The organism is Streptomyces sp. NPDC088746 (assembly GCF_044751065.1).
In the GTDB taxonomy this organism is placed as follows: domain Bacteria; phylum Actinomycetota; class Actinomycetes; order Streptomycetales; family Streptomycetaceae; genus Streptomyces.
In genome coordinates this window covers 171,945-193,614 of sequence record NZ_JBIVLA010000006.1, presented here as the reverse complement: position 1 = coordinate 193,614, position 21,670 = coordinate 171,945, and the positions used below count along the sequence as shown (strand labels likewise).

16 protein-coding genes are annotated in these 21,670 nt (G+C 72.1%); 10 read left to right on the top strand and 6 right to left on the bottom strand.

Going from position 1 to position 21,670, the window contains the following annotated elements:
- Positions 1–2: 2 nt before the first annotated feature.
- From ACIP63_RS25980 to ACIP63_RS25960, 5 genes are all read right to left on the bottom strand, one after another.
- On the bottom strand, positions 3–1,220 hold the full coding sequence (locus ACIP63_RS25980) for a cysteine desulfurase-like protein (RefSeq protein ID WP_401519983.1): 1,218 nt from the start codon (positions 1,218–1,220) through the stop codon (positions 3–5).
- 228 nt (positions 1,221–1,448) lie between these two features.
- Complete coding sequence (locus ACIP63_RS25975; protein ID WP_401519981.1) at positions 1,449–2,924, bottom strand: benzaldehyde dehydrogenase; 1,476 nt, start codon at positions 2,922–2,924, stop codon at positions 1,449–1,451.
- Positions 2,925–3,101: 177 nt separating this feature from the next.
- The gene (locus ACIP63_RS25970; protein WP_401519978.1) at positions 3,102–4,664 is read right to left on the bottom strand and encodes a polysaccharide lyase family 1 protein; all 1,563 of its coding nucleotides are present in this window, start codon (positions 4,662–4,664) and stop codon (positions 3,102–3,104) included.
- Positions 4,665–5,055: 391 nt separating this feature from the next.
- Entirely contained in the window at positions 5,056–6,222 is a 1,167-nt protein-coding gene (locus ACIP63_RS25965; RefSeq protein WP_401519975.1) for an acyl-CoA dehydrogenase family protein, read from the bottom strand.
- Between the two features lie 45 nt (positions 6,223–6,267).
- Positions 6,268–7,476, bottom strand: a complete 1,209-nt coding sequence (locus ACIP63_RS25960; RefSeq protein WP_401519972.1) for a CaiB/BaiF CoA transferase family protein — start codon at positions 7,474–7,476, stop codon at positions 6,268–6,270.
- Between the two features lie 127 nt (positions 7,477–7,603).
- On the opposite strand from ACIP63_RS25960, the gene ACIP63_RS25955 reads away from it, so the two are divergent.
- From ACIP63_RS25955 to ACIP63_RS25930, 6 genes are all read left to right on the top strand, one after another.
- Positions 7,604–8,557 carry a LysR family transcriptional regulator gene (locus tag ACIP63_RS25955; protein WP_401519969.1) on the top strand — a complete coding sequence of 318 codons (954 nt, stop codon included), beginning with the start codon at positions 7,604–7,606 and terminating at the stop codon, positions 8,555–8,557.
- A gap of 55 nt (positions 8,558–8,612) precedes the next feature.
- Positions 8,613–9,413: an alpha/beta fold hydrolase gene (locus ACIP63_RS25950; RefSeq protein ID WP_401519966.1), complete on the top strand. Its 801-nt coding sequence runs from the start codon at positions 8,613–8,615 to the stop codon at positions 9,411–9,413.
- 298 nt (positions 9,414–9,711) lie between these two features.
- A complete protein-coding gene (locus tag ACIP63_RS25945) occupies positions 9,712–11,094 on the top strand; it encodes an MFS transporter (RefSeq protein ID WP_401519964.1) in 1,383 nt (460 codons plus the stop codon).
- Between the two features lie 17 nt (positions 11,095–11,111).
- Positions 11,112–11,975, top strand: coding sequence for a hypothetical protein (locus ACIP63_RS25940; RefSeq protein ID WP_401519961.1), 864 nt, complete (start codon positions 11,112–11,114; stop codon positions 11,973–11,975).
- A complete protein-coding gene (locus ACIP63_RS25935) occupies positions 11,972–12,784 on the top strand; it encodes an HpcH/HpaI aldolase/citrate lyase family protein (RefSeq protein ID WP_401519960.1) in 813 nt (270 codons plus the stop codon). The genes ACIP63_RS25940 and ACIP63_RS25935 overlap by 4 nt, the downstream gene beginning before the upstream one ends.
- 130 nt (positions 12,785–12,914) lie before the next feature.
- Positions 12,915–14,015, top strand: a complete 1,101-nt coding sequence (locus ACIP63_RS25930; RefSeq protein WP_401519957.1) for a pentapeptide repeat-containing protein — start codon at positions 12,915–12,917, stop codon at positions 14,013–14,015.
- Positions 14,016–14,091: 76 nt separating this feature from the next.
- Here the strand turns inward: ACIP63_RS25930 and ACIP63_RS25925 are convergent, their stop codons facing one another.
- Positions 14,092–14,778 carry a hypothetical protein gene (locus ACIP63_RS25925; RefSeq protein ID WP_401519955.1) on the bottom strand — a complete coding sequence of 229 codons (687 nt, stop codon included), beginning with the start codon at positions 14,776–14,778 and terminating at the stop codon, positions 14,092–14,094.
- Between the two features lie 898 nt (positions 14,779–15,676).
- Between ACIP63_RS25925 and ACIP63_RS25920 the strand changes: the two genes are divergently transcribed.
- The 4 genes from ACIP63_RS25920 to ACIP63_RS25905 all read left to right on the top strand — a co-directional run bounded on the left by ACIP63_RS25920 (position 15,677) and on the right by ACIP63_RS25905 (position 21,057).
- A complete protein-coding gene (locus ACIP63_RS25920) occupies positions 15,677–16,747 on the top strand; it encodes a glycoside hydrolase family 43 protein (protein ID WP_401519953.1) in 1,071 nt (356 codons plus the stop codon).
- A gap of 164 nt (positions 16,748–16,911) precedes the next feature.
- Positions 16,912–18,297, top strand: coding sequence for a hypothetical protein (locus tag ACIP63_RS25915; protein ID WP_401519950.1), 1,386 nt, complete (start codon positions 16,912–16,914; stop codon positions 18,295–18,297).
- 118 nt (positions 18,298–18,415) lie between these two features.
- On the top strand, positions 18,416–19,789 hold the full coding sequence (locus ACIP63_RS25910) for an AAA family ATPase (protein WP_401519947.1): 1,374 nt from the start codon (positions 18,416–18,418) through the stop codon (positions 19,787–19,789).
- The gene (locus ACIP63_RS25905; RefSeq protein WP_401519944.1) at positions 19,786–21,057 is read left to right on the top strand and encodes a VWA-like domain-containing protein; all 1,272 of its coding nucleotides are present in this window, start codon (positions 19,786–19,788) and stop codon (positions 21,055–21,057) included. The genes ACIP63_RS25910 and ACIP63_RS25905 overlap by 4 nt, the downstream gene beginning before the upstream one ends.
- Positions 21,058–21,670: the final 613 nt, after the last annotated feature.

Here is a 21,670-nt window from a genome sequence, read left to right as displayed (position 1 = left end):
TGTCAGCGGCGGGGCACGTCGAGCGCGTTCAGCAGCCGGTCGACGTCCTCGTCGCACGAGTAGGGCGCGAGACCGGCCCGTACGCCGCCCTCCTCGCCCAGTCCGAGCCGGCGGGACGCCTCCGACGCGTAGAAGGAGCCCGCCGGTGCGTCGACACCCCGCTCGGCCAGGTGCCGGGAGACCTCCTCCGGACTCCTGCCCGCCACCGTGAACAGCGTGGTCGGGGTGCGCCGTGCCGCGCGGGAGTGCACCGTGACGCCGTCCAGCGTCGCCAGGCCCTCCTCCATGCGGCCGTGCAGCCGGTCCTCGTGCGAGGCGAGCGCGGTGTACGCCCGGACCAGGTCCTCCCGTCGGCTGCCCGTTCCCGGGACGAGCCCGGCGAGGAAGTCCACGGCCGCCGTCGCGCCCGCCAGCAGTTCGTAGGGCAGCGTGCCCAGTTCGAAACGCTCGGGGACGGCGTCGCTGGAGGGCAGCAGCTTGTCCGGCCGCAGGCTGTGGAGCAGCTCCCGCCGCCCGGTGAGCACGCCGAGGTGCGGTCCGAGGAATTTGTACGGCGAGCAGACCAGGGTGTCCGCGCCGAGCGCGGCCAGGTCGACCGTGGCGTGCGAGGCGTAGTGCACCGCGTCGACGTGGAAGAGCGCGCCGGCCCCGTGCACCAGCGCGGCGAGGGCCGGGATGTCGGGGCAGGTGCCGATGAGGTTGGAGGCGGCCGTGACGGCGACGAGCCGGGTGCGGCCGGACAGCACGGCCTCGACGTGCTCGGGGCCGAGCTCACCCGTCGCGGGGTCGAAGTCGGCCCACCGGACCGTCGCCCCGACGGCCTCGGCGGCCTGCACCCAGGGCCGTATGTTCGAGTCGTGGTCCAGCCGGGATACCACCACCTCGTCCCCCGGGCCCCAGTCCTTGGCCAGGGTGCGCGCCAGGTCGTAGACGAGCTGGGTGGCGCTGCGCCCGAACACCACGGACCCGGCCTCCGAGCCGAGCAGGTCGGCCAGGGCCTGCCGCGCGCCGGTCACGATCGCCTCGGCGTTGCGTCCGCCCTCCGTGAGCGCACCGCGGTTGGCCAGCGGGCGGGTGAGGGCCCCGGCGATCGCGTCGATGACCTGCTGGGGCGTCTGGGTGCCGCCCGGCGCGTCGAAGCGGGCGGTGCCCGCCTTCAGCGCCGGGAAGCACGCACGGATCGCCTGCACGTCGAGGGTGTGGCCGGTGTCGCTGCTCAAGGGGTACTCCGGGAGGGGAAGCCGGGCGGCGGGACGGTGCGGGTCGGCCGGCACGCTCTTTCGCCCGGGGCGGCAGGCGGCCGGCTCGGACGCACGCCGAGCCGGCCAGGGGCTCGAGACACATGATCGCAGCACGGCCGGATCGACGACGGGCGCGAAGGCCCGTCCTGGGCCGTTCCTGCGGGGCGCTCGCCCCGCGTTCCTGGCTCACGGCCGCGCGCCGGACGGTCAGAACGGGTAGCGCTCGATCTGCGCCTGAGCGGTGATCCACTGCACGTCGGAGAAGGTGTCCAGGCTCGCCCTGCCTCCGAAACGGCCGCCCGTCCCGGACGCCTTGGTGCCGCCGAAGGGGGCCACCGCCTCGTCGTCCACCGTCTGGTCGTTGATGTGCACGGCGCCCGATTCGATCCGGTCGGCGAGTTCCCACGCGGCGAAGGCGTTGCCCGTGAGGATCGACACGGACAGCCCGTACTCGGAGGAGTTGATGATGTCGACGGCCTCGTCGACGGTCTCGTACGCGACGACGGGGGCGACCGGGCCGAACACCTCCTCGGCGAACGCCGGCGAGTCCGCCGGAACACCGGTCAGGACGGTGGGCCGGTAGAACAGGCCGTCGTAGGTGCCGCCCGCCGCGAGCTCCGCGCCCTGCTCGACGGTGCGCGTGACGATCGAGTGGATCCTGTCGCGCTGCCGCTCGTCGATGACCGGGCCGAGCACGTTGGCCGGGTCCACCGGGTCGCCGACCGGGATTCCGTTCGCCTTCTCGGCGAGCTTGGCGGCGTACTCGGCGGCTTGGGAGACATGCACCAGGTGGCGCCCGGTGGTCATGCAGATCTGCCCCTGGTGCAGGAAGGAGCCCCAGGCACCGGCCGAGACCGCCGCGTCCAGATCGGCGTCCGGGAGGACCAGGAGGGCGTTGTTGCCGCCCAGCTCCAGGTGGACCTTCTTGAGCAGAGGGGCCGCCGCCGTGCCGATCGCGCGGCCGGCCGGGGTGGAGCCGGTGAAGGAGATGCACGGCACGTCCGGGTGCGCGACCAGGGCCTCACCGACCTCGGCGCCGCCCGGCAGGACGTGCAGCAGGCCTTCGGGCAGCCCGGCGTCGGCCAGCAGTTCGGCGAGCGCGAAGCCTCCGGACACCGGGGTGCGGGGATCGGGCTTGAGGACGACCGCGTTGCCCGCGGCCAGCGCCGGGGCCACCGAGCGCAGGGCGAGGATGGCGGGGAAGTTGAACGGGCTGATGACGCCCACGACCCCGAGCGGGAGCCGGCGCACCGCGGAGAGGCGGGGCTTGGAGCTCCGCAGCAGCTCACCGTAGGGCTCGGAGGTCAGTGCGGCGGCCTCGTTGAGCTCGGAGACGAGGAGGCCGGCCTCGAACTGCGCCTTGCCCTGCCCGGAGCCCGATTCGGGGACGAGCCACCGCACGATGCGGCCGGGGTCGGCGGCCAGCAGGGCGGAGGCCTTGATGAAGACCTGGGCCCGCTCGGCGTAGCCGAGCTTCGCCCAGGCACGCTGCGCCGTCCTCGCGGAAGCGACCGACGTGTCGACGTCCTCGGCGGTGGCCGCGCCCACGGTCGCGACGACCTCGCCGGTGGCGGGAGCCGTCACGTCGATGGTGCCGCCGCCCGCAGTGCGCCAGGAGCCGTCGAAGATCTTCGCGGACCAGATCGGCGCGGACGCCGAGGGGGCGGAGTCTGTGCTGGTCATGGTGGGTTTCCTGTCCGTGAGTCGGGATCGGGTCGGCAGGTGGGGCTCTGTCGGCTCTGCCTGCCGATTCCACCACAGGGCCCATCTCCGGCGTTCCCCCCGGGGGGGAGCACCGCAACGCGAACGGGGGCCGTCGCGTCCGACGGCCCCCGTTCGCTCACCGCTGTCCGGCGTACGTCATCCGGCGTACGTCTCGAATTCGGCGACCTTCGGGGTACCGGTCGAGCCGGTGATCTCGAAGGTGATCTTCTTCAGCGAGGTCTGCGGGACCGTGATGACGCCCGCGCCGCTGCCGGAGGTCAGGACGGCACCGGTGTCGCCGTTGACGACCCTCCAGGATCCGATGCTGCCGGTGGAGCCCGCCGCCTCGCGGACATTGATCTTGGCGACCGAGGTGGCGGTCCCCCACTTGACCGATACGGAACCGGTCGAGCCGGCCGGCGACCAGAAGGTGCTCATGTCACCGTCCCGCACGTTGCCGTAGCTGGACCCACTGGCCTTGCTTGAGCCGTCGGCTCCGGCCCCGAGGCTGAGGTTGGTGCCGCTGGGCTGGGTGGGGTCGGGCGTGGGCTCCGTCGGGTCCGGCGTCGGGTCCGTGGGATCCGGCGTCGGCGTGGGGGTCGGCGTCGTCGGCGAGCAGCTGCCGTCGGACACCTTCAGGCCCTTGCCCGCACCGGCCGTCGCGCCCACGATCGCCGGGACACAGCTCGCGTTGTCCAGGGTGTAGGCGTAGGGGATGCTGACGGTGGTGTTGGACTTCGGGTCGGGACCTGCGGGGTTGTTCTCGCTGCCCGAGGCGGACCAGGTCACGTTGTCGAAGGTGTTCCCGCTGACCTGCCAGTATCCGGCCGCGTCGGTGTAGAACGTGCCCAGGACGTCCTTGGAGTCCTTGAAGTAGTTGTTGTCCACCTTGGCCCGTGCGCCGGCCCGGGAGTTGATGCCCGACTCGTTGAGCTTCACGTAGTAGTTGTTGTAGATGTGAGCGATACCGCCACGCAGCAGGGGCGCGCGCGAGTCGATGTTCTCGTACAGGTTGTGGTGGTACGTGATGTAGCCGTTCGACAGCTCGGTCTCGCTGGAGCCGACGAGTCCGCCACGGCCGGAGTTGCGCAGGGTGCTGTAGGACAGCGTGACGTACTGGGTGTTGTCCTTCATGTCGAAGAGGCCGTCGTACCCCTCCGACTCACCGCCGGACGCCTCGAGCGTGGTGTGGTCGACCCATACGTTGCGGACGTCGCTCTCCATGCCGATGGCGTCACCGCCGTTGGACGTGGGCGAGCCGGACTTCTTGACGTTCTTGACGGTCACGTTCTGGATGATGATGTTGCTGGACTGACGGATGTGGATGCCCAGCTGGTCGAAGACGGCTCCGCTGCCGACGCCGACGATCGTGACGTTGCTGATCTGCTTGAGCTCGATCACACCGGCGGCGGTGTTGCAGCTGTCGCCCGACACCTTCGTGGTGTTGCCGTGGTTGATCGTGCCCTCGACCTCGATGGTGATCGGGGTGCTGCTGCCGGCCCGGCCGCACAGGGCCGCGTGGATCGCGGTCCCCGTGGTGGCGCGCACCGTCTCACCGCCGGCTCCGCCGGTGGTCCCGCCGTTCTGGGTCGCGTAGCCGGTGGCACCGCCGGCCACCGCCGCTGAGGCCTCGGGCATCGACATCACCACACCGGTCGCGGCCGCCACGGCCAGTGTGGCCAGCGCGGCGTTGAGTCGCAGTGCGAGTGGTCGTCTCATGTTCGTGTCCCCATTCGTCTTCACGTGCTGGGTTTCGCCGCGGTCGCAACGGCGGACCGGCGGGACCGCCGGTGGTCACCGGGCAGCCTCGTCGGCGGTTGTGCGTGAACCCTGCGCCCGACCGGTGGCGGCTCGTGCGTGCCCGTCGCGACGGCCGTCGCGGCGTGCATCTCCACCGGGCGGAACAAGGAGGGGAAAGCGCTTTCTGCCCGCGACAATAGAGCGCCCGCCGTCAACTGACAAGGTTCATGACACGTACGGAATCCAGGCCCGCCCGACGGCGCGGAACGACAACGTCCGCCCGGATCAACGGAGTTCGACGCAGATCGGCCCGCAGGGGACGCGGCCTGACCGGGACGCCGTGGGCGGTCGCGGTCAGGCCGCCTCGCGTTCAGGAGTCGAGCCCTCCCCGCTTGACCAACTGGCTCGCGATGACGTTGCGCTGGATCTCGTTGGTGCCCTCGCCGACGATCATCAGCGGGGCGTCACGGAAGTAGCGCTCCACGTCGAATTCGGTCGAGTAGCCGTAACCTCCGTGGATGCGTACGGCGTTGAGGGCGATCTGCATCGCCGTCTCTGAGGCGAAGAGCTTGGCCATGCCCGCCTCCATGTCCACGCGCCGTCCGGCGTCCGCCTCTCGGGCCGCGTACAGGGTGAGCTGGCGGGCGGCGGTGAGTGAGGTCGCCATGTCGGCGAGGTAGTTGCCGACGGACTGGTGCTTCCAGATCGGCTTCCCGAAGGTCTCCCGCTCCTGGGCGTAGGCGAGGGAGTCCTCCAGCGCGGCCCTGCCGACGCCGAGCGCGCGGGCGGCGACCTGGAGGCGGCCGGTCTCCAGGCCCTTCATCATCTGGCCGAATCCGTTGCCCTCGGTCCCGCCGAGCACCGCGTCGGCCGGTGCCCGGTAGCCCTCGAAGGACAGCTCGCAGCTCTCCACACCCTTGTAGCCCAGCTTGGGAAGGTCGCGGGAGACCGTCAGTCCGGGTCCGTGTTCGACGAGCAGGATGGAGATCCCCTTGTGCGCCGGGGACGCCTGCGGGTCCGTCTTGCACAGCAGGGCGATCAGCTGCGAGCGGCGGGAGTTGGTGATCCAGGTCTTCGCGCCGTCCACCACATACCCCTCGCCGTCCTTACGGGCGACGGTGCGCATGGCCTGGAGGTCGGAGCCGCCGCCCGGCTCGGTCAGGGCCATGGTGGCCCGGATCTCGCCGGTGGCCATCCGCGGGAGGTAACGCCGCTTCTGCTCCTCGGTGCCGAAGCGGAGCAGCAGCTTGGCGACCACGGTGTGTCCGCCCATCGCGCCGGCCAGGCTCATCCAGCCGCGCGCCAGTTCCTCGGTGACGAGGACGTAGCAGGGGGTCGACACGGGTGTGCCGCCGTACTCCTCGGGGACGGCGAGGCCGAAGATCCCGAGCCCCTTCATCTGCTCGATGAGGGCCTCGGGATAGGTGTTGGCGTGGTCGAGTTCCCGCGCCACGGGCTTGATGTCCTTGTCGACGAAGTCGCGCACCGTGCTGACGATGAACTGCTCGTCCTCGGAAAGGATGTCGAGGGTGCTCATGTGGGGGCGGCCTCCTCGCCGCGGTCCTGCTCGCGTGTCGGGTGGTCAGATGGCGCCGTCGGCCCGCAGGGCGTCGATCCGCGCGGATGTGAGGCCCAGCTCGGCCAGGATCGGTTCTGTGTGCTCGCCGACTGCGGGGACCGCGCCCATGCGCGGGGTCGTGCCGGCCAGGTCGACGGGCGGCAGCAGGGCCGACATCGTCTCCCCGCCGGGTACGGACACCTCCCGCCAGCGGTCCCGGCCGGACAGCACGGGGTGTTCCAGGAACTGCTTCACGTCGTTGACGGGGGCGTTGGCGATGCCGATGGCGTCGAGCAGCTCCATCACCTCACCGCTGTCCGAGGCGGCGATCCGCCCGGCCAGGAGTGCGTCGACCTCCTCGCGGTGGCTCACCCGCGCGGGCCCGCCGGCGAAGCGCGGGTCGTCGGTGAGCCCGGGGTCGCCGAGGAACTTCTCGCAGAGGGCCGCCCATTCGCGTTCGTTCTGCACGGAGAGCAGTACGTCCTTGCCGTCGGCCGCGGTGTAGGTGCCGTACGGGGCGATGGTGGCGTGCCGGGTGCCGACCCGGGGCGGCTGCGCGCCGCTGTACGCCGTGTAGTAGGCGGGCTGGCTCATCCACTCGGCCAGTGCCTCGAAGAGGGAGACCTCCACGGCGCGTACGGACCCGCGGGTCGCCCGCGTGAACAGCGCGGTGAGGATGCCGCTGTACGCGTACATGCCGGCCGCGATGTCGGCGACGGACACCCCGACGCGCGCGGCCTCCTGGGCGCTGCCGGTCAGGGAGACCAGACCGGTCTGGCACTGCACCAGCAGGTCGTAGGCCTTGCGGTCGGCCCACGGTCCGCTCGATCCGTAGCCGGTGACCGAGCACGGGATCAGCGACGGGAACCGCTGCGCCAGGGCGTCGGCGCCCAGGCCCATGCGGGCGGCGGCGCCGGGCGCCAGGTTCTGCACGAACACGTCCGCCCGCGCGAGGAGTTCCTCCAGGACCTCCCGACCCTGGACCGACTTGAGGTCCAGGGTCACCGATTCCTTGGACCGGTTCAGCCACACGAAGTAACTGGACTGACCGTGCACCGTGGTGTCGTACCGGCGCGCGAAGTCACCCTCGCCCGGGCGCTCCACCTTGATCACCCGAGCTCCGAGGTCGGCGAGCTGGCGGGTGGCGAAGGGAGCGGCCACCGCCTGCTCGATGCTCACGACCGTGATGCCGGAGAGCGGCAGGTCATCGGCGGGCGATGCGTTCTCGGCCATGCGTTGTCCTCCGGAGATGTCGGTGACCCGAGCGGAAGTATCATCATGTGCTTTCATGTGAAGCCAAGGGAAATAACAATCCGTGATGCTGCCATGCGGGCCGCGGATGCCGGAAGAGGGACGCACCATGGACGTCAAGCAGCTCAAGGCACTCATCACGGTCGCCGAGGCGGGCAGCGTGACGCGCGCCGCCGAGCTGCTCCACCTGGTCCAGCCGGCCGTCACCCGGCAGATCCGCACCCTGGAGGAGGAGCTCGGTGTCGCGCTCTTCCAGCGCACCAGACAGGGCATGCGGCCCACCGAGGCCGGCGGGATCATGGTCGACCGGGCGCGCCGGGCCCTGAACGAGCTGGAGCGGGCGCGCGCCGAGGTGCAGCCCAGCCCCGGAGAGGTGACGGGCATCGTCACGGTCGGGCTGCTGGAGAGCACGAGCGACCTGCTCGCCGAGCCGCTGGTGTCGGCCGTCGGCGCGGCCCACCCAGGCGTGCAACTACGGCTGATGACGGGTTACTCCGGCCATCTCCAGCAGTGGCTCGACGACGGCGACCTGGACCTGACCCTGCTGTACAACCTGGACAGCTCCCCCTCCCTCAACGCCCGCCCGCTGGTGCGGGAGCGTCTGTGGGCGGTGGCCCCCGCGGCGGCCGGGCTGCGTGCCGACCGCCCGGTCGCCTTCTCCGACGTGGCGGCGCATCCCCTGGTGATGCCCGCGGCGGGCCATGCCCTGCGGACCCTGATCGACGCGGCGGCGGCCCGGTCCGGGAGCACGATGGAGATCGCCGTACAGACCAACGCGATGCGCGTGCAGAAGCAGCTGGTGCTGGCCGGGCACGGGTGGACCGTCCTGCCCGGCGTCGGCATCGCGGAGGACGTCGCGAACGGCACGCTCAGCGCGGCGCCGCTGTGCGAACCCGACGTGTGGCGGCAGATCGTCCTGGGCACCCCCCGGTACCGAAGGGTCCCGCCGGCCGTGGAGGTCGTCGCCGGCCACCTGGCCCGCCGCATCGACGCGGCCGTGGCGCAGGGGCGGTGGCCCTCGGCCGAGTTGCCCGCACCGGACGACTCCGGCACCGGCGCCTGACGGCGGCACCGCATACACCGGGGCCGGCCGGCCCCACGCCCCTGAGAGGACTCCCGTGACCGACACCGATGAACGACGCCCTGACGCCTTCGTACGGACCGACGACGGTGTGTCGGTGGCGTACCAGCGCCGCGGCACCGGCCTCCCGCTGGTCCTCCTGGCGGGGCAGGCGAACAACCACCACTGGTGGGACGGCGTACGCGAGGACTTCCACGGCAGCCGCTCCACGATCACCATGGACTACCGCGGCACCGGCGCGAGCGACGCGCCGCGGGAGGGCTACTCCACCCCGCGCTTCGCTGGCGACGTGGTGGCCGTCCTCGACTCCCTGGGCATCGAGCGGGCCGACGTGTACGGCACCTCGATGGGCGGCCGCGTCGCCCAGTGGGTCGCCGCCCGCCACCCCGACCGGGTGCGGCGCCTCGTCCTCGGATGCACCTCGCCGGGCGGGCCGGCCGCCGTCGGACGCGACGCCTCGGTGCGCCGGGCCCTGGCCCTGCCCGACCCGGACGCCGTACGGCAGACTCTGACCGAGCTGATGTACACCCCCGGCTGGATCGCCCGGCACCCCGGCCCGTACGGAACGCTCGGCGATCCCCACATGCCGCCGCACGCCCGGCGCGGGCACCTGAGCGCCAGTAACCGTCACGACGCGTGGGACGCGCTCCCCTCCGTCGCCGCCCCCACGCTGGTCCTCCACGGCGACCAGGACCGGCTCACCCCGCCGGAGAACGCCCGGCTGCTCGCGGCCCGCATCCCGGACGCCACGGCCCGTCTCCTCCCCGGCGCCCGGCACGCCTACTTCGAGGAGTGCCGGGAGACGGCCGGCGCGCTGGTCCGCGAGTTCCTCGGCTGAGCGGGCCCCGGATCCGCCCGGCCCGGCGGCCGTGGGGCAAGGGCGGCCCCGTCATGCGGCCGAGTCATGCACGCATCACGGATTTCTATTGTTCTTCCGTGCCGATCAGCGCTCATGATGTGTGGCACGTGAGCCGCCGAGCACCTGGAGACGCCACGGACGAGCCGGTTCCAGGCCACCGCCCCTCCGGCGGGAGCCCTCGGCGCACGACACGCTACTCACCGCCGACCCCTTTCCCGCGCCGAAGGGCCGCCCGAGCCGCAGCACCACCTGGGCGACGAAAGCAACGGAGCTCCTCATGCCCCAGAGCCGCACACCCGCACCCCCTGCCCCCGACCGGTCCCGCGTCACCGCGAACGTCGTACGCGGCTGTCTCGGCAACCTCGTCGAGTGGTACGACTGGTTCGCCTACGCCACGTTCAGCATCTACTTCGCGTCGGTGTTCTTCCCCGAGGGCGACCGGACGGCCCAGCTGCTCTCCACGGCCGTCGTCTTCGCCGTCGGTTTCTTCATGCGCCCACTCGGCGGCTGGCTGCTCGGCGCGTACGCGGACCGGTTCGGCCGGCGCCGCGCGCTGACCCTGTCGGTGACGCTCATGAGCGCCGGATCCCTGACCATCGCCCTCGCCCCCGGACACGAGGCCATCGGCCTCTGGGCGCCTGCCCTGCTGATCCTTGCCCGGCTGGCGCAAGGCCTGTCCGTGGGAGGGGAGTTCGGCTCCAGCGCCTCCTACCTCTCCGAGGTCGCCCCCGCGGGACGACGCGGCTTCTACTCCAGCTTCCAGTACGTCTCCATCGTGATGGGCCAGCTGGCCGCGCTCCTCGTGGCGATCGTCCTGCAGAACCTGCTCACCGAGGACCAGTTGCACAACTGGGGATGGCGCGTCCCCTTCGTGATCGGCGCCGTGGCCGGTCTGGTCGTGATGTACCTGCGCCGCAGCATGGAGGAGTCCGAGCACTTCGCCAAGGAGCAGGCGCGCACCGCCAGGCAGCGTGCCGAGCCCGGCGCCCCCGAACGCAAGGGCCTCGTCGCCCTGTTCGCCGAGTATCCGCGCCAGCTCCTCGCCGTCTTCGGCCTCGCCATCGGCGGCACCGTCGCCTTCTACACGTACACGACGTATCTGCAGAAGTACCTGGTGAACACCGCCGGCATCCCCCAGTCGACCGTCACCCTGATCGGCTTCGCCGCGCTGTTCGTCTACATGCTGATGCAGCCCGCCGTGGGCGCCCTGTCCGACCGCATCGGCCGCCGCCCCGTCATGTTCGCCTTCTCCGGCGGCTGCATGCTGCTGACGGTTCCGCTCATGACGCTCCTCGGCCGCACCAGCAATCCCTGGATCGCCTTCCTCCTCATGACCGTGGCCCTGACCTTCGTCACCGGCTACTCCGCCCTGGCCGCCATCATCAAGGCGGAGATGTTCCCCACGAAGGTCCGCGCCCTCGGCGTCGGCCTGCCGCACGCCCTGGTCACCGCCACCTTCGGCGGGCTGACCGAGCCCATCGCGCTCGCCCTGAAGGACGGCGGCCGGGAGAACCTCTTCTTCTGGTACGTCACCGGATGCGTCGGCCTGACCTTCCTGGCGACCCTTCTCGTACGGGAACCGTCCCGCGCCTCCCATCTCGACGTCACCGAGGCACCCGCCGGCGCCCCGCGACCGTCGAGGACCGCACCACTCGCGTGAAACCCGAGGTCCGATCCATGCAGCCCGCCCCCCTCAGCTCCTACGTCGAGACCTGGCACCCGGAACCCGTCACGGCCCACGACCCGATGGACCCGGGCCCCACCGCCGCCGTCTCCGCCCTGCTCGACCTGCCCCGACCGGCCGCCGAGGCCGGTGACCCCCTGCCGCCGCTGTGGCAGTGGTTCCACTTCCTGCACTGGCCCGCCCAGCACGAACTGGGCCCCGACGGGCACCTGCGCGACGCGCGTTTCCTCCCGCCGCTCCCCGACCGCCAGCGCATGTTCGCCGGCGGGCGCTGCCGGTACGTCCGGCCCCTGCGCCTGGGCGAGCCGGCCGAACGCGTCAGCAGCCTGGGTTCGGTGACGCCGAAACACGGCCGCAGCGGAGAGCTGCTCTTCGTGACGGAGCGCCAGGAGTTCCGTCAGTTCGGCCGCACCTGCCTGGTCGAGGAACAGGACATCGTCTACCGGTCCGGGCGCGGCAGCGGACTGCACCCGGCCGCCGTCGACGACCGTACGGCCCCGGCCGCGGAGGAACCCTGGCAACTCCGCCTCCAACCGGACCCGACGCTGCTGTTCCGGCTGAGCGCGCTCACGGCCAACGCGCACCGCATCCACTACGACGCCCCGTACTGCCGTGACACGGAGGGCTATCCGGGTCTCGTCGTCCACGGCCCGCTGCTCGCCCTGCTCATGCTGGAGGTCGTCAGGCGCGAGGCACCCGGCCGCCGGGTGGGCGCACTCTCCTTCAAGCTGCTGCGGCCGGCGTTCGCGGGCGAGCACCTCCTCGCGGAGGGCGGCCTCTCGGGCGCAGGGGCCCACTTGCGCACCGCCACCCACCGCGACGCGTGCCACGCCACCGCCGAGGTGACCTTCGCGTGAACACACACACCCGGATCGCGGCCGCCCGCACCCTGCTCTTCGTACCGGGCCACCGTCCCGACCGCTTCGACAAGGCTGCGAGCTCCGGCGCCGACCTCGTCATCGTGGACCTGGAGGACGCGGTCGCCGCCGAGGACAAGGACCGGGCCCGCCGGGCCGCCGCCGGGTGGCCGGGGGTCGGCGACCGTACGGTCGTACGCGTCAACGCGCCCGGCACCCCGTGGTTCGAGGCGGACCTGCGCATGGCGGCCGGTCTCGGCTGCCCGGTGATGGTGCCGAAGGCCGAGGACCCGGCGGTCCTCGCGGAGATCGCCGTCCGCTGCACCCTGATCGCCCTCATCGAGACGGCGCTCGGCGCCGAGCGGGCGTACGAGGTGTGTTCCGTACCGGGCGTCGTCCGCGCCGCGTTCGGCAACGTGGACCTCGCCGCGCAGCTCGGCGTCGCCCACGACGACACCCTCGCCCTGACCCACGCCCGCTCCCGCCTCGTCCTGGCGTCGGCGGCGGCGGGTATCAGCCCACCGGTGGACGGCGTCACGACCGCGGTGCGGGACACCGACGCGCTGGCCGCGGACACGGCACACGCCCGCCGGCTCGGCTTCTCGGGCAAGCTCTGCGTCCATCCGGCGCAGATCGCCCCGGCAGCCGCCGCTTTCGCCCCCACGGAGAGCGAACTGAACTGGGCACGGGCGGTCCTGGGCGCCGGGGAGGCCGTCACGACCGTCGACGGACACATGGTCGACAAGCCGGTCCTGGAGCGCGCCCGCCGGATCCTGGCGCGGTCCGCGGAAACCGGAACCGCCGGGTGACCGATGCGACGAACGCCCCCGGCACCCGTTCCGGACCGGCCCCGCACATCGTGGGTTGTGCGCGCCCGTTCGTGTGTCCTGGCGGTGTGGCTTCGTAGTCGCATCCCCTCGATGGCGTGCCATGGGGACGATGAAGAAGGAATCCGGCGCAAGACAGCTCCGACGGCTTGCCCTTCGGCGCGCCGCTGGGCGCCGTCGCCGGCGACGACGACGCAAGGCCGAGGCGAGCAACCCCGAGGCCCGCGGCGGGCTGGACCGGCTCGGACTGGTGGTGGTCAGCCTGCCGGGACTGGCCGCGCTGGCCGCCCTGCTGTTCACCTGGATGCAGGTGGGGCAGGCCAACAAGCAACTGCGCATCAGTGAGCAGGGGCAGATCACCAACCGGTTCAACGCCGCGATCACCAACCTGGGATCGGATTCCGTGGACGTGCGCCTGGGTGGTGTCTACGGTCTGGAGCGCATCATGCAGGACTCCGTCCGCGACCACCCCACAGTCGTTTCGGTCCTGACCGCGTACGTACGGCGGCACGCCCCCCTGCCGGCAGCCGGCGCCGACAGGCAGCGGTCCGCGGCGCCGGTGGCCGCCCCGCCGACCGATATCGAGGCGGCGATGGGCGTCCTGGCCAAACGGCCGCTCGACGTGGAGACCTTCGGGCTGGACGTGAACCGCACCGACTTGAGAGGGCTGCGATCCGGGCAGGGCGGCAGCGGATTCGCCGGGATGATCTTCCAGGAGGCGGACCTGACGAGCGCGGACCTCGACGGCGCGGACCTGACCGGTGCGAACCTGACCAGAACCGTCCTCCGCCGCTCCAGCCTGGCCGGCGCGCTTCTGTCGGGCGCTTCCCTGACCGGGTCGGACCTGACGCGTGCGAACCTGAACAAGGCGGAACTGAACAGTGCGGACCTGTCCGGAGCACGCCTGACGGGCGCGGAGCTGAACGGGGCCGTGCTGGGTAGTGCCATCCTCGAGCGCACCACCTTCCGCACCGCGAATCTGAACGGCGCGAACCTGACCGGGGCCGACCTGAACGGCGCGAACCTCGTTGACGCGCGTCTGACCTACGCGAACCTGGCCTTCGCTGACTTGACAAAGGCTGACCTGACCCGTGCGGACCTGAGCGACGCGGATTTGACCGGCGCCGATCTGACCGGCGCGAAGCTGACCGGGGTACGCCTCACGGGCGCGAAACTCGAGGGAGCGCGCGGGCTGCCCCTTTCGCAGCGCTGAGGCCGCTCCAGTCCTCGGCGGTTTCTGGGGCTGCGGCCGCAGCCCTGTCAGTCCTCGGGGATGTGGCCGCACCCTGTCAGTCCTCGGGGATGTGCTCGACACACGAAGAGAACGGGTCGCGCTGCACGCACACCCACAGCGTGTGCCACTCCGTGCTCTCTTCGCTGGCACCCGCAGCCAACGCGGCAGCGCACGACGGATCGGAAAGGCCCCAGAGAGATCCGTCCGACCAACCGACCTGACGCGTTCGGTTCTCGACCGTCTCGACGCACGCCGTCGACGGTTTGTACCGCTTGATCTCCTTCATCAATTCCAGGTACTGGTGATTCCCGAGCGCTTCGATCCGCTCCTTCACCTTCTCGAGTGCCTCATCCCGCTCCTCCCGGGACGCTTCCGGGTCCCGGGCCGTCCGCAGCGCGTCGCAGGCTTGCTCGATGGTCTTCTGGATCCTCTTTCGATCCTTCGGATCATCCGGCGTCGACTGCGAGGAGTGGAATTCCTTCAGCCCCGCGCCGACCTGCCCCGCGTCCGCCACGAGCCACTTGGGCGCCTGCGGCGCCTGCGACTGCGGGGACCGAGGCGATGGCGGCGGGTCCAGCGCCGCGGTCATCGCCTTCACGATCCGTGTGAATGCGGCCCGGTCCTCCGGCGACGTATGCGGATCCTGGATCGCTTGCAGCGTCGAGGTGATCCCTCCGACGATGTTCGCGTAGGTGGCGCGCTCCTCCGGCGTCGCATGTGGATCCTCGATGAGATCCATCATCCTGGCCAGGGTTTCCCTCACCTCTTCCCGTACCTCCTCGGGCGCTTGCGCTGCCTGCCTCTCCGCCTCCGCCTTCAGCTCCCCGGGCTCTTCCGGTTGCGACGTCCCGTCCGGGGGCGGTGGGACGTCCGACGCCGTCGGCTGTTCGGCCGAGGGCGGTGTGGCTGGCTGCGTGTCCGCAGGCGGCGGGGTCTCCGGTGGCGGGTTCGGCGGACGAGGCGGCGGTTCGGGCGGGCTCGGCGGTGGGGGCGGGGGTGTGGGCTCGGCCGGTGTCCCGGCCAGGGCACCGGTGACGACGTGAGGCTCTGCCGCAGCGGCGGTCGCGCCTGGCAGGGTGAATGCGGCAGCCAGGCAGGACGCACCGACAAGGCGGGCGACGGGCCGCCGGGAGGTTTTGGGCATCATGGCTCCAGATGCTCGGGACGCGTCGTTCCGCCCTGGATCCGCTCGTGTCGGCCCGGGGTCCGGAGATCCACAGTTCAACGGGCTCGATTTCGGGGAGTCATAACCACCTTTGGCCCCAGCGTCACCTCCCGCAACTCGGGCACACCACGCCCGAATGGAGCCGAACGGCGGGGAGTTGTTCAATCTGAACCATTTGAATACATGAGGGGTCCTCCCGGTCCGGCCCCGACCCGGCCGTCGGTGCGGACCGCCGACAGGCACGTCGCGGCACCACACCCACCCACTCCGCATTGTTGACATGTGCAGGATCGCTCGCAATGCTGAGAGAGCGCTCTTTGCATCGATGTACATGTCGGTGGGAAGCGGCGTTCCGCTGCGGCCGAGGTTTCACCGCGGCCGTCTCCACACACAGTCCTGAACAGCCCCTGCCTGCTGTGCCGACCTCCCCGCCCAGGTGCCGCGTCGGCGCGGTGGCCGACCATGGAGCGGGATGATGCAGCTTTCTCGTCGCCTCTCGGGTGTCGCCGTCTTCGTGCTGTCCGTCGTGCTCGCCGCAGCGATGTCGCTTTCCTCCGCCGAGTCCGCGCACGCCGGCCAGACCGGCCTGCGGGCCGCGGACCCCAGCGTGATCCGTGTCGGAGGTACGTACGTCTCGGTGCAGTCGACCGGTGACGGCATCGCCGTGCGTCAGGCCCCGTCGACGGAGGCCCTCGCCTCCGCCCCCGCCCGCCAGGTCTGGTCGGACTCCCGCGGCCTCGGGGAGGTCTGGGCCCCGGAAATCATGAGGGACGGCGGGCGCTACTACGTCTACTTCGCGGCCGGGCGAGGTGCGGCCCACCGGATGTACGTCATCAGCTCGGCCTCACCCGACAGCGGCTACACCGCCGAGACGAAGCTCGCGCTCGCCGACGACAAATGGGCCATCGACGGCACCCTGTTCACCTTCGGCGGGCAGCGCTGGTTCGTCTGGTCCGGCTGGGCCGGCGACACCGACGTCGAACAGAACCTCTACATCACCAGGATGAGCAGCCCGACCACACCGACCGGCGCGCGGTACGTCATCTCCCAGCCCCGGGAGAGCTGGGAGCGGGTGGTCGGCAACCCGTTCATCAACGAGGCGCCCGAGGCGGTCAAGGACCCGAACGGACAGCTGCACATCGTGTACTCCGCCAACGGCAGCTGGAGCGACCAGTACTGCCTGGCGGACCTGAGGCTCCGCTCCGGCGGCGACCCGACGTACGTCTGGGACTGGTACAAGTCGAACGGCTGCCTCTTCGGCTCCAACCGCGCGACGATGATGTCCGGCTGGGATCCCACGCTGTACGTCGACGGACCCGGCCACCACAGTTTCGTCCTGCTCGACGGCGACATCGGTACGAGCCCGCCGGCCGGCCCGCGGTTCCCGCTGATGTTCCACGCGGTCGCGAAGGGGACGCCCTACTCGTGGGCCAACCGGTACTGGTACACGGGTACGTTCAGCTGGTGGGGTGACATCACCTACAGCCGCGCGAACGTCCCGGGCGCGGGGACCAGCACCGGCTGGAGTCTCAAGTTCTTCGAGTGACGGGCACAAGTCCGGGGCTCCGCCCGTTTTTTGGGTACGTGGGCCCCGGCAAGGCGCCGTTCGGAAAAGGTGTGGCCCTCCGCGCGGGCCCGGGTTACGCTCCCGCCGATGACTACTCGATGTGTGTGCAGATTGGGGGTCCCGACCGCGCAAGGTGAGTGCTGATGCTCACCGAGACCGCGTTCGAGGATTCCCGCCTTTCCTTCTGGCTGCGCGTGCGTGAGATCGCCGTGCCGCCCTCCGTGATCGAGACCGCAACGGCCCGGCGTACCGCCGGCGACTGGGCGGGGGCGTGTGCCGCCGCCGGATTCGACGTCGACCTCGACCTGCGTACCGTCAGACGCGTCCATGGCGGCGAACTGGCCGCCCTGCTCCGGGCGGACCTGCGCCGGCTCGCACCCGATCTGCTGCGGTGGCACATGCCACGGACCGCACCTGACGGTTTCCTGCGACCCGGTACGACCCTCACGCTCGTCCGGTACGACGATCCCGGGCGCGCACGCCCGGTCCACCTCGTCGCGCGTACCGCGCCCGCGTGGGCGGATGCCGGACAGCGGATCAGCCTGGCGCTGTGGGACGGCCCCGCGTCGCCCGGACCGCGCGGCTACCGGCCCCCCGACCGGCGGTTCCGCCTGGATCTGCACCGCCATCTGTGGGACGCGAGCCGCAGCGGTGAACTGCGCGAGCGTTCCCTGACCGGCGGTCCGGCGCCGCGGTGGGCCTCGTCCCTGCCGGGCACGGAGCGGTTCGCGTCCGGCCGGTGGGCAGCCGAGGCGGCCTTGTTGCTGACGGCGGAGAGGCGTCCGGGAGGGGGCCGTGTCGCGGTCCGCCTCGGCGCCAGGAGACGTCTCCTCCTGGACGTGGGCGCCTCCGCGGCGGCCGTGGGCGGCGGCAGGACGGCCGAGGTGCGGTCCGCCGTGTCCGCACGGGCGGGCGCCTGCGCGGGACTTCCGGTGCTGCCCGACGCCGCCACATGGGTCCTGCCCGATCTCGAACTGCTGCGCGGTGGCTGGATCGCGGCCGAGCGGCTGCATCCACTGGTGTCGGCGGCCCTGGAGCCGGGAACACCACGGCGCTCCACCGCCTGCCCCTCCGCGGACGGGGACGGGCGGTCCGCGCCGAGGCTGGTGGACTGCCGGGGCGCCCGGCACCGGATCGGCCTGGTCGACGGGGTGCTGGTCCCGCTGGACCACGATCCCGCCGAGATCCGGCGGGAGGAACTGCTCGCCGCACTCACCGGTACGCCCCTCCCCTGCCTCCAGATCATCGACGTGGCGCACCGCCGGCCGGACTGCCTCACCGACGTCCGTGACCGGCTGGCCCATGGGGACGCGGCAGGTGCCCTGGCCCGTATCGAGAGCGTGCTCGGCGCCGGGGCGCATCTGAGGGACGGGGACCTCCGCGACGCCCTCCACGATGCCGCCCGACAGCGGGTGACCCATGGCTTGTTCAGGGCCGGTCTCACCGGCCCCGGGCGGGAGCCGCCCGGACAGAAGCCTCGCCGACCCGCGACCCACCGCTCCCGACCACGGCAAGTGGCCTCTCTCTGACCTCCGGCGGCGGTTCCGCGGGACCGCCGCCCTCCCTGCCGTGCCCTCGCGCGCCCTCACCACCGGGCGCCGATCGCCTACCGCCTACCGCCTTCGATGACCCCACAGGTGATGCCTTATGTCCACGTACGCCCCGCTCCCCGAGACCGCGTCTTCCGAGATTGCGCCTTCCGGGACCCCGCTCGCCGAGACCCCGACTCCCGGGACCCCGCTTTCCGAGACCTCGCTTTCCGGGGCCCCGGGAACGCCGGGCCCGTCCGACGCCCTCACTCCCTCCGCACCGCCCTCCCGCCTCGACCTGTCCGGCGAACTCCTGACTCTGCTGCGCGACACGACCACCGCGCCCCGGCCGGACCCCCAGCTGGAGGCGCTCACCCTGGCCGTGTCAGCGGATCTGCCGGTGCTGCTGTGGGGCGAGCCCGGCATCGGCAAGACGGCTGCGCTCACCCAGCTCGCCACCACCCTGGACCTGCCACTGACCACCGTGATCGCCAGCGTCCACGAACCCTCGGACTTCTCCGGTCTCCCCGTCATCGGGGACGACCCGGCCGGGAACGGGGTCCCGATGGCACCGCCGGACTGGGCGGTACGGCTGGTGCGGGCGGGCCGCGGCCTGCTGTTCCTCGATGAACTGTCCACCGCCCCGCCCGCCGTGCAGGCGGCACTCCTGCGCCTCGTACTCGAACGCCGGGTCGGCGCCCTGCGCCTGCCGCCGGGCGTACGGATCGTGGCCGCCGCCAATCCCCGGTCCTCCGCCGCCGACGGCTGGGAGCTGAGTCCGCCGCTCGCCAACCGGTTCGTCCACCTGCAATGGGTCCACGACACCGACGTGGTGGTGCGGGGCCTCGGCGGAGTCTGGCCCCGGGCCACGCTGCCGGTGCTCGACGCCGGCAGCCTGCCCGAGTCCGTGGCGTTCGCCCGCCGCGCGGTGTGCGGGTTGCTGGGCGCGCGGCCCGCCCTGGTCCACCGGCTGCCCTCGGGCGAGGCCGGGCGCGGCGGTGCGTGGCCGTCACCACGCAGCTGGGACATGGCGCTGTGCCTCACCGCCTTCGCGACCGCCGCCGGTGCCTCGCGCGATGTCCTGTCGATGCTGGTCAGAGGCACGGTGGGGGATGGTCCCGGGCTGGAGTTCCTGGCCTACCTGGACAGGATGGACCTGCCTGATCCGGAGGACCTGCTGGCCGATCCGGGGAGTGCGGAGCTGCCGGAGCGCGGGGACCTGCGGCAGGCGACGCTGGACGCGGTGGTCGCCGCGGTCCGCACGCGTCCGGAGCGGGCCCGGTGGGATGCCGCCTGGGCCCTGTTGGCGAGGGCGGCGGAGACCGGCGCTCCGGACCTGCTGGTCGTTCCGGCGAGGACGCTCGCGACCTTGCGCCGCGACGACTGGGAGGTGCCGGTGTCGATCGAAGGGCTCGCCGGGGCGGTGTCCGTGTCGCAGCGGGCCGACCGCGCGAAGGTCCGTGCCCTCGACGTCACACGGGTGGGCCGGTGAACGCGCCCGCCCCCGGCCGGCCCGCCGGCCGCGTCCCCGAGAGCGGGCTGGACACCGGGAAGCTCTTCGCGGCCCGCCTCCAGGCTGCCCGGGTGCGGCCGTACCTGGCGACGGCACTGTTCGCCCTGCACCCTGTGGAGTCCCGCGGCGTACCGACGATGGCGGTCGATCCGTACTGGCGGTGCTACGTGTCACCCGCCTTCGTCGAACGCACGCCGGTGGAGGAGCTGGCCGGTGTCTGGGTGCACGAGGTGTCGCACCTGCTGCGCGACCATCACGGGCGCAGCGACCGCTATGCGCACCGCCACCGGCTGAGCGGCCGGGCGGAGCGGTTGCGGATGAACATCGCGGCCGACTGCGAGATCAATGACGACATCTTCGGTGAGGGGCTGGTGGGGCCCGAAGGAGCCGTCCGCCCGGGGTCACTCGGACTGAAGGACGGCGAGCTGATGGAGGACTACCTCCGCCAGTTCCGGCTCGGTCCGCACACGGCCCACCTGGCGTGGCTGGAGTGCGGCAGCGGCGCCGACGGCCTGGCGCGCCCCTGGGATCTGGGACCGGACGGGGCGCGCGGACTCAGCACGCAGGAACGGGACGCGGTCCGCTTCCGGGTGGCGCAGGGCATCGTCGGCCGTCCGGGGAGCGCGCCTGCGGGGTGGCGGCGGTGGGCGGAGGAGGCGTTCCACCCGCCGCAGCCCTGGCGGGAGTTGCTCGGAGCAGCTGTGCGGTCGGCGGCCTCCGCGCCGGGCACCGGCGAGGACTACGTGTACGGCAGGCCGGCACGCCGTTCGGCGGCGGTCCCCGGCGCGATCCTGCCGAGCCTGCGGCGCAGGCCGACGCGGGTCGTCGTGGTGATCGACACCTCGGGCTCGGTCAGCGACGCGGAGCTGGGCAGCGCGCTGCTGGAGGTGACGGCGATCTCCCGGGCCGTGGGCGGCCGCCGCGATCTCGTCGGCGTACTGCCGTGCGACGCGGCGGCCGGCCGGGTCCGGCCCCTGTGCGGCGGCACGGAGGGCGTCGAACTGCTCGGCGGGGGCGGGACCGACCTGCGTACGGGCTTCGCCCGCGCCCTGGAGTCCCGTCCGCGCCCGGACGTCGTGGTGATGCTGACGGACGGCCAGACCCCGTGGCCGTCCCGGCGCCCGCCGTGCCGGACCGTGGTGGGCCTGTTCGGCCGTGACAACCGCGGCTCGTCCTACGACGAGTCCGATCCCGAATACGCCCCGGACGGGCCACCCGCGTGGGCGCGGGTGGTGACCATCGGCTGACGCCCAGAGGCTGCCGGCCGGGGGTTCAGGCCCCCGGCTGGGGTCACCCGGCGGATGGACGGCGCGGACCGTGGTGACGACGGCCGCGACCGCCGGTCAGGATCAGCGGAATGCGGAGCGCGAAGGCGTAGATGTCCGCGTCACCAGGCCGTTGAGGATCATGAGGACGACGCCGAGCCCGCCTGCGGCGACGGGCATACGGCCCGCCGGACTGCGGGCGAGGACCAGAACCGCGCCGGTGGCGAGCACAGCTGAGAAGAGCACCGCCTGGAGCACACCCGCCTCGTACGTGCACCGCTCGATCACCGCGAAGGCATGGGGGGCCGTACCTCGCCCAACGGCCTGGCGGCCTGGCGGCCTGCGGCGCAGCAGCAGGCCCACACCCTGCCGAGGACGGCTGACTCGGCCAGGCCCAGGGGCAGGCTCGCAACGAGCGGGCCGGTCGGTGCGCCGCTGTGAAGGAGGCGGCGATCCAGGAGAGCCGGTACACGGGTGAGGGAAACGCAGGTCAGCGCCGCCGCCATGGCGACGCTCGCGGACGTGCGCGTGCGCGTACCTATGGTGCCCTCTCCTGGTCCGTGGCTCGTGAGCGGACCGTCAGCGGACCGACTCG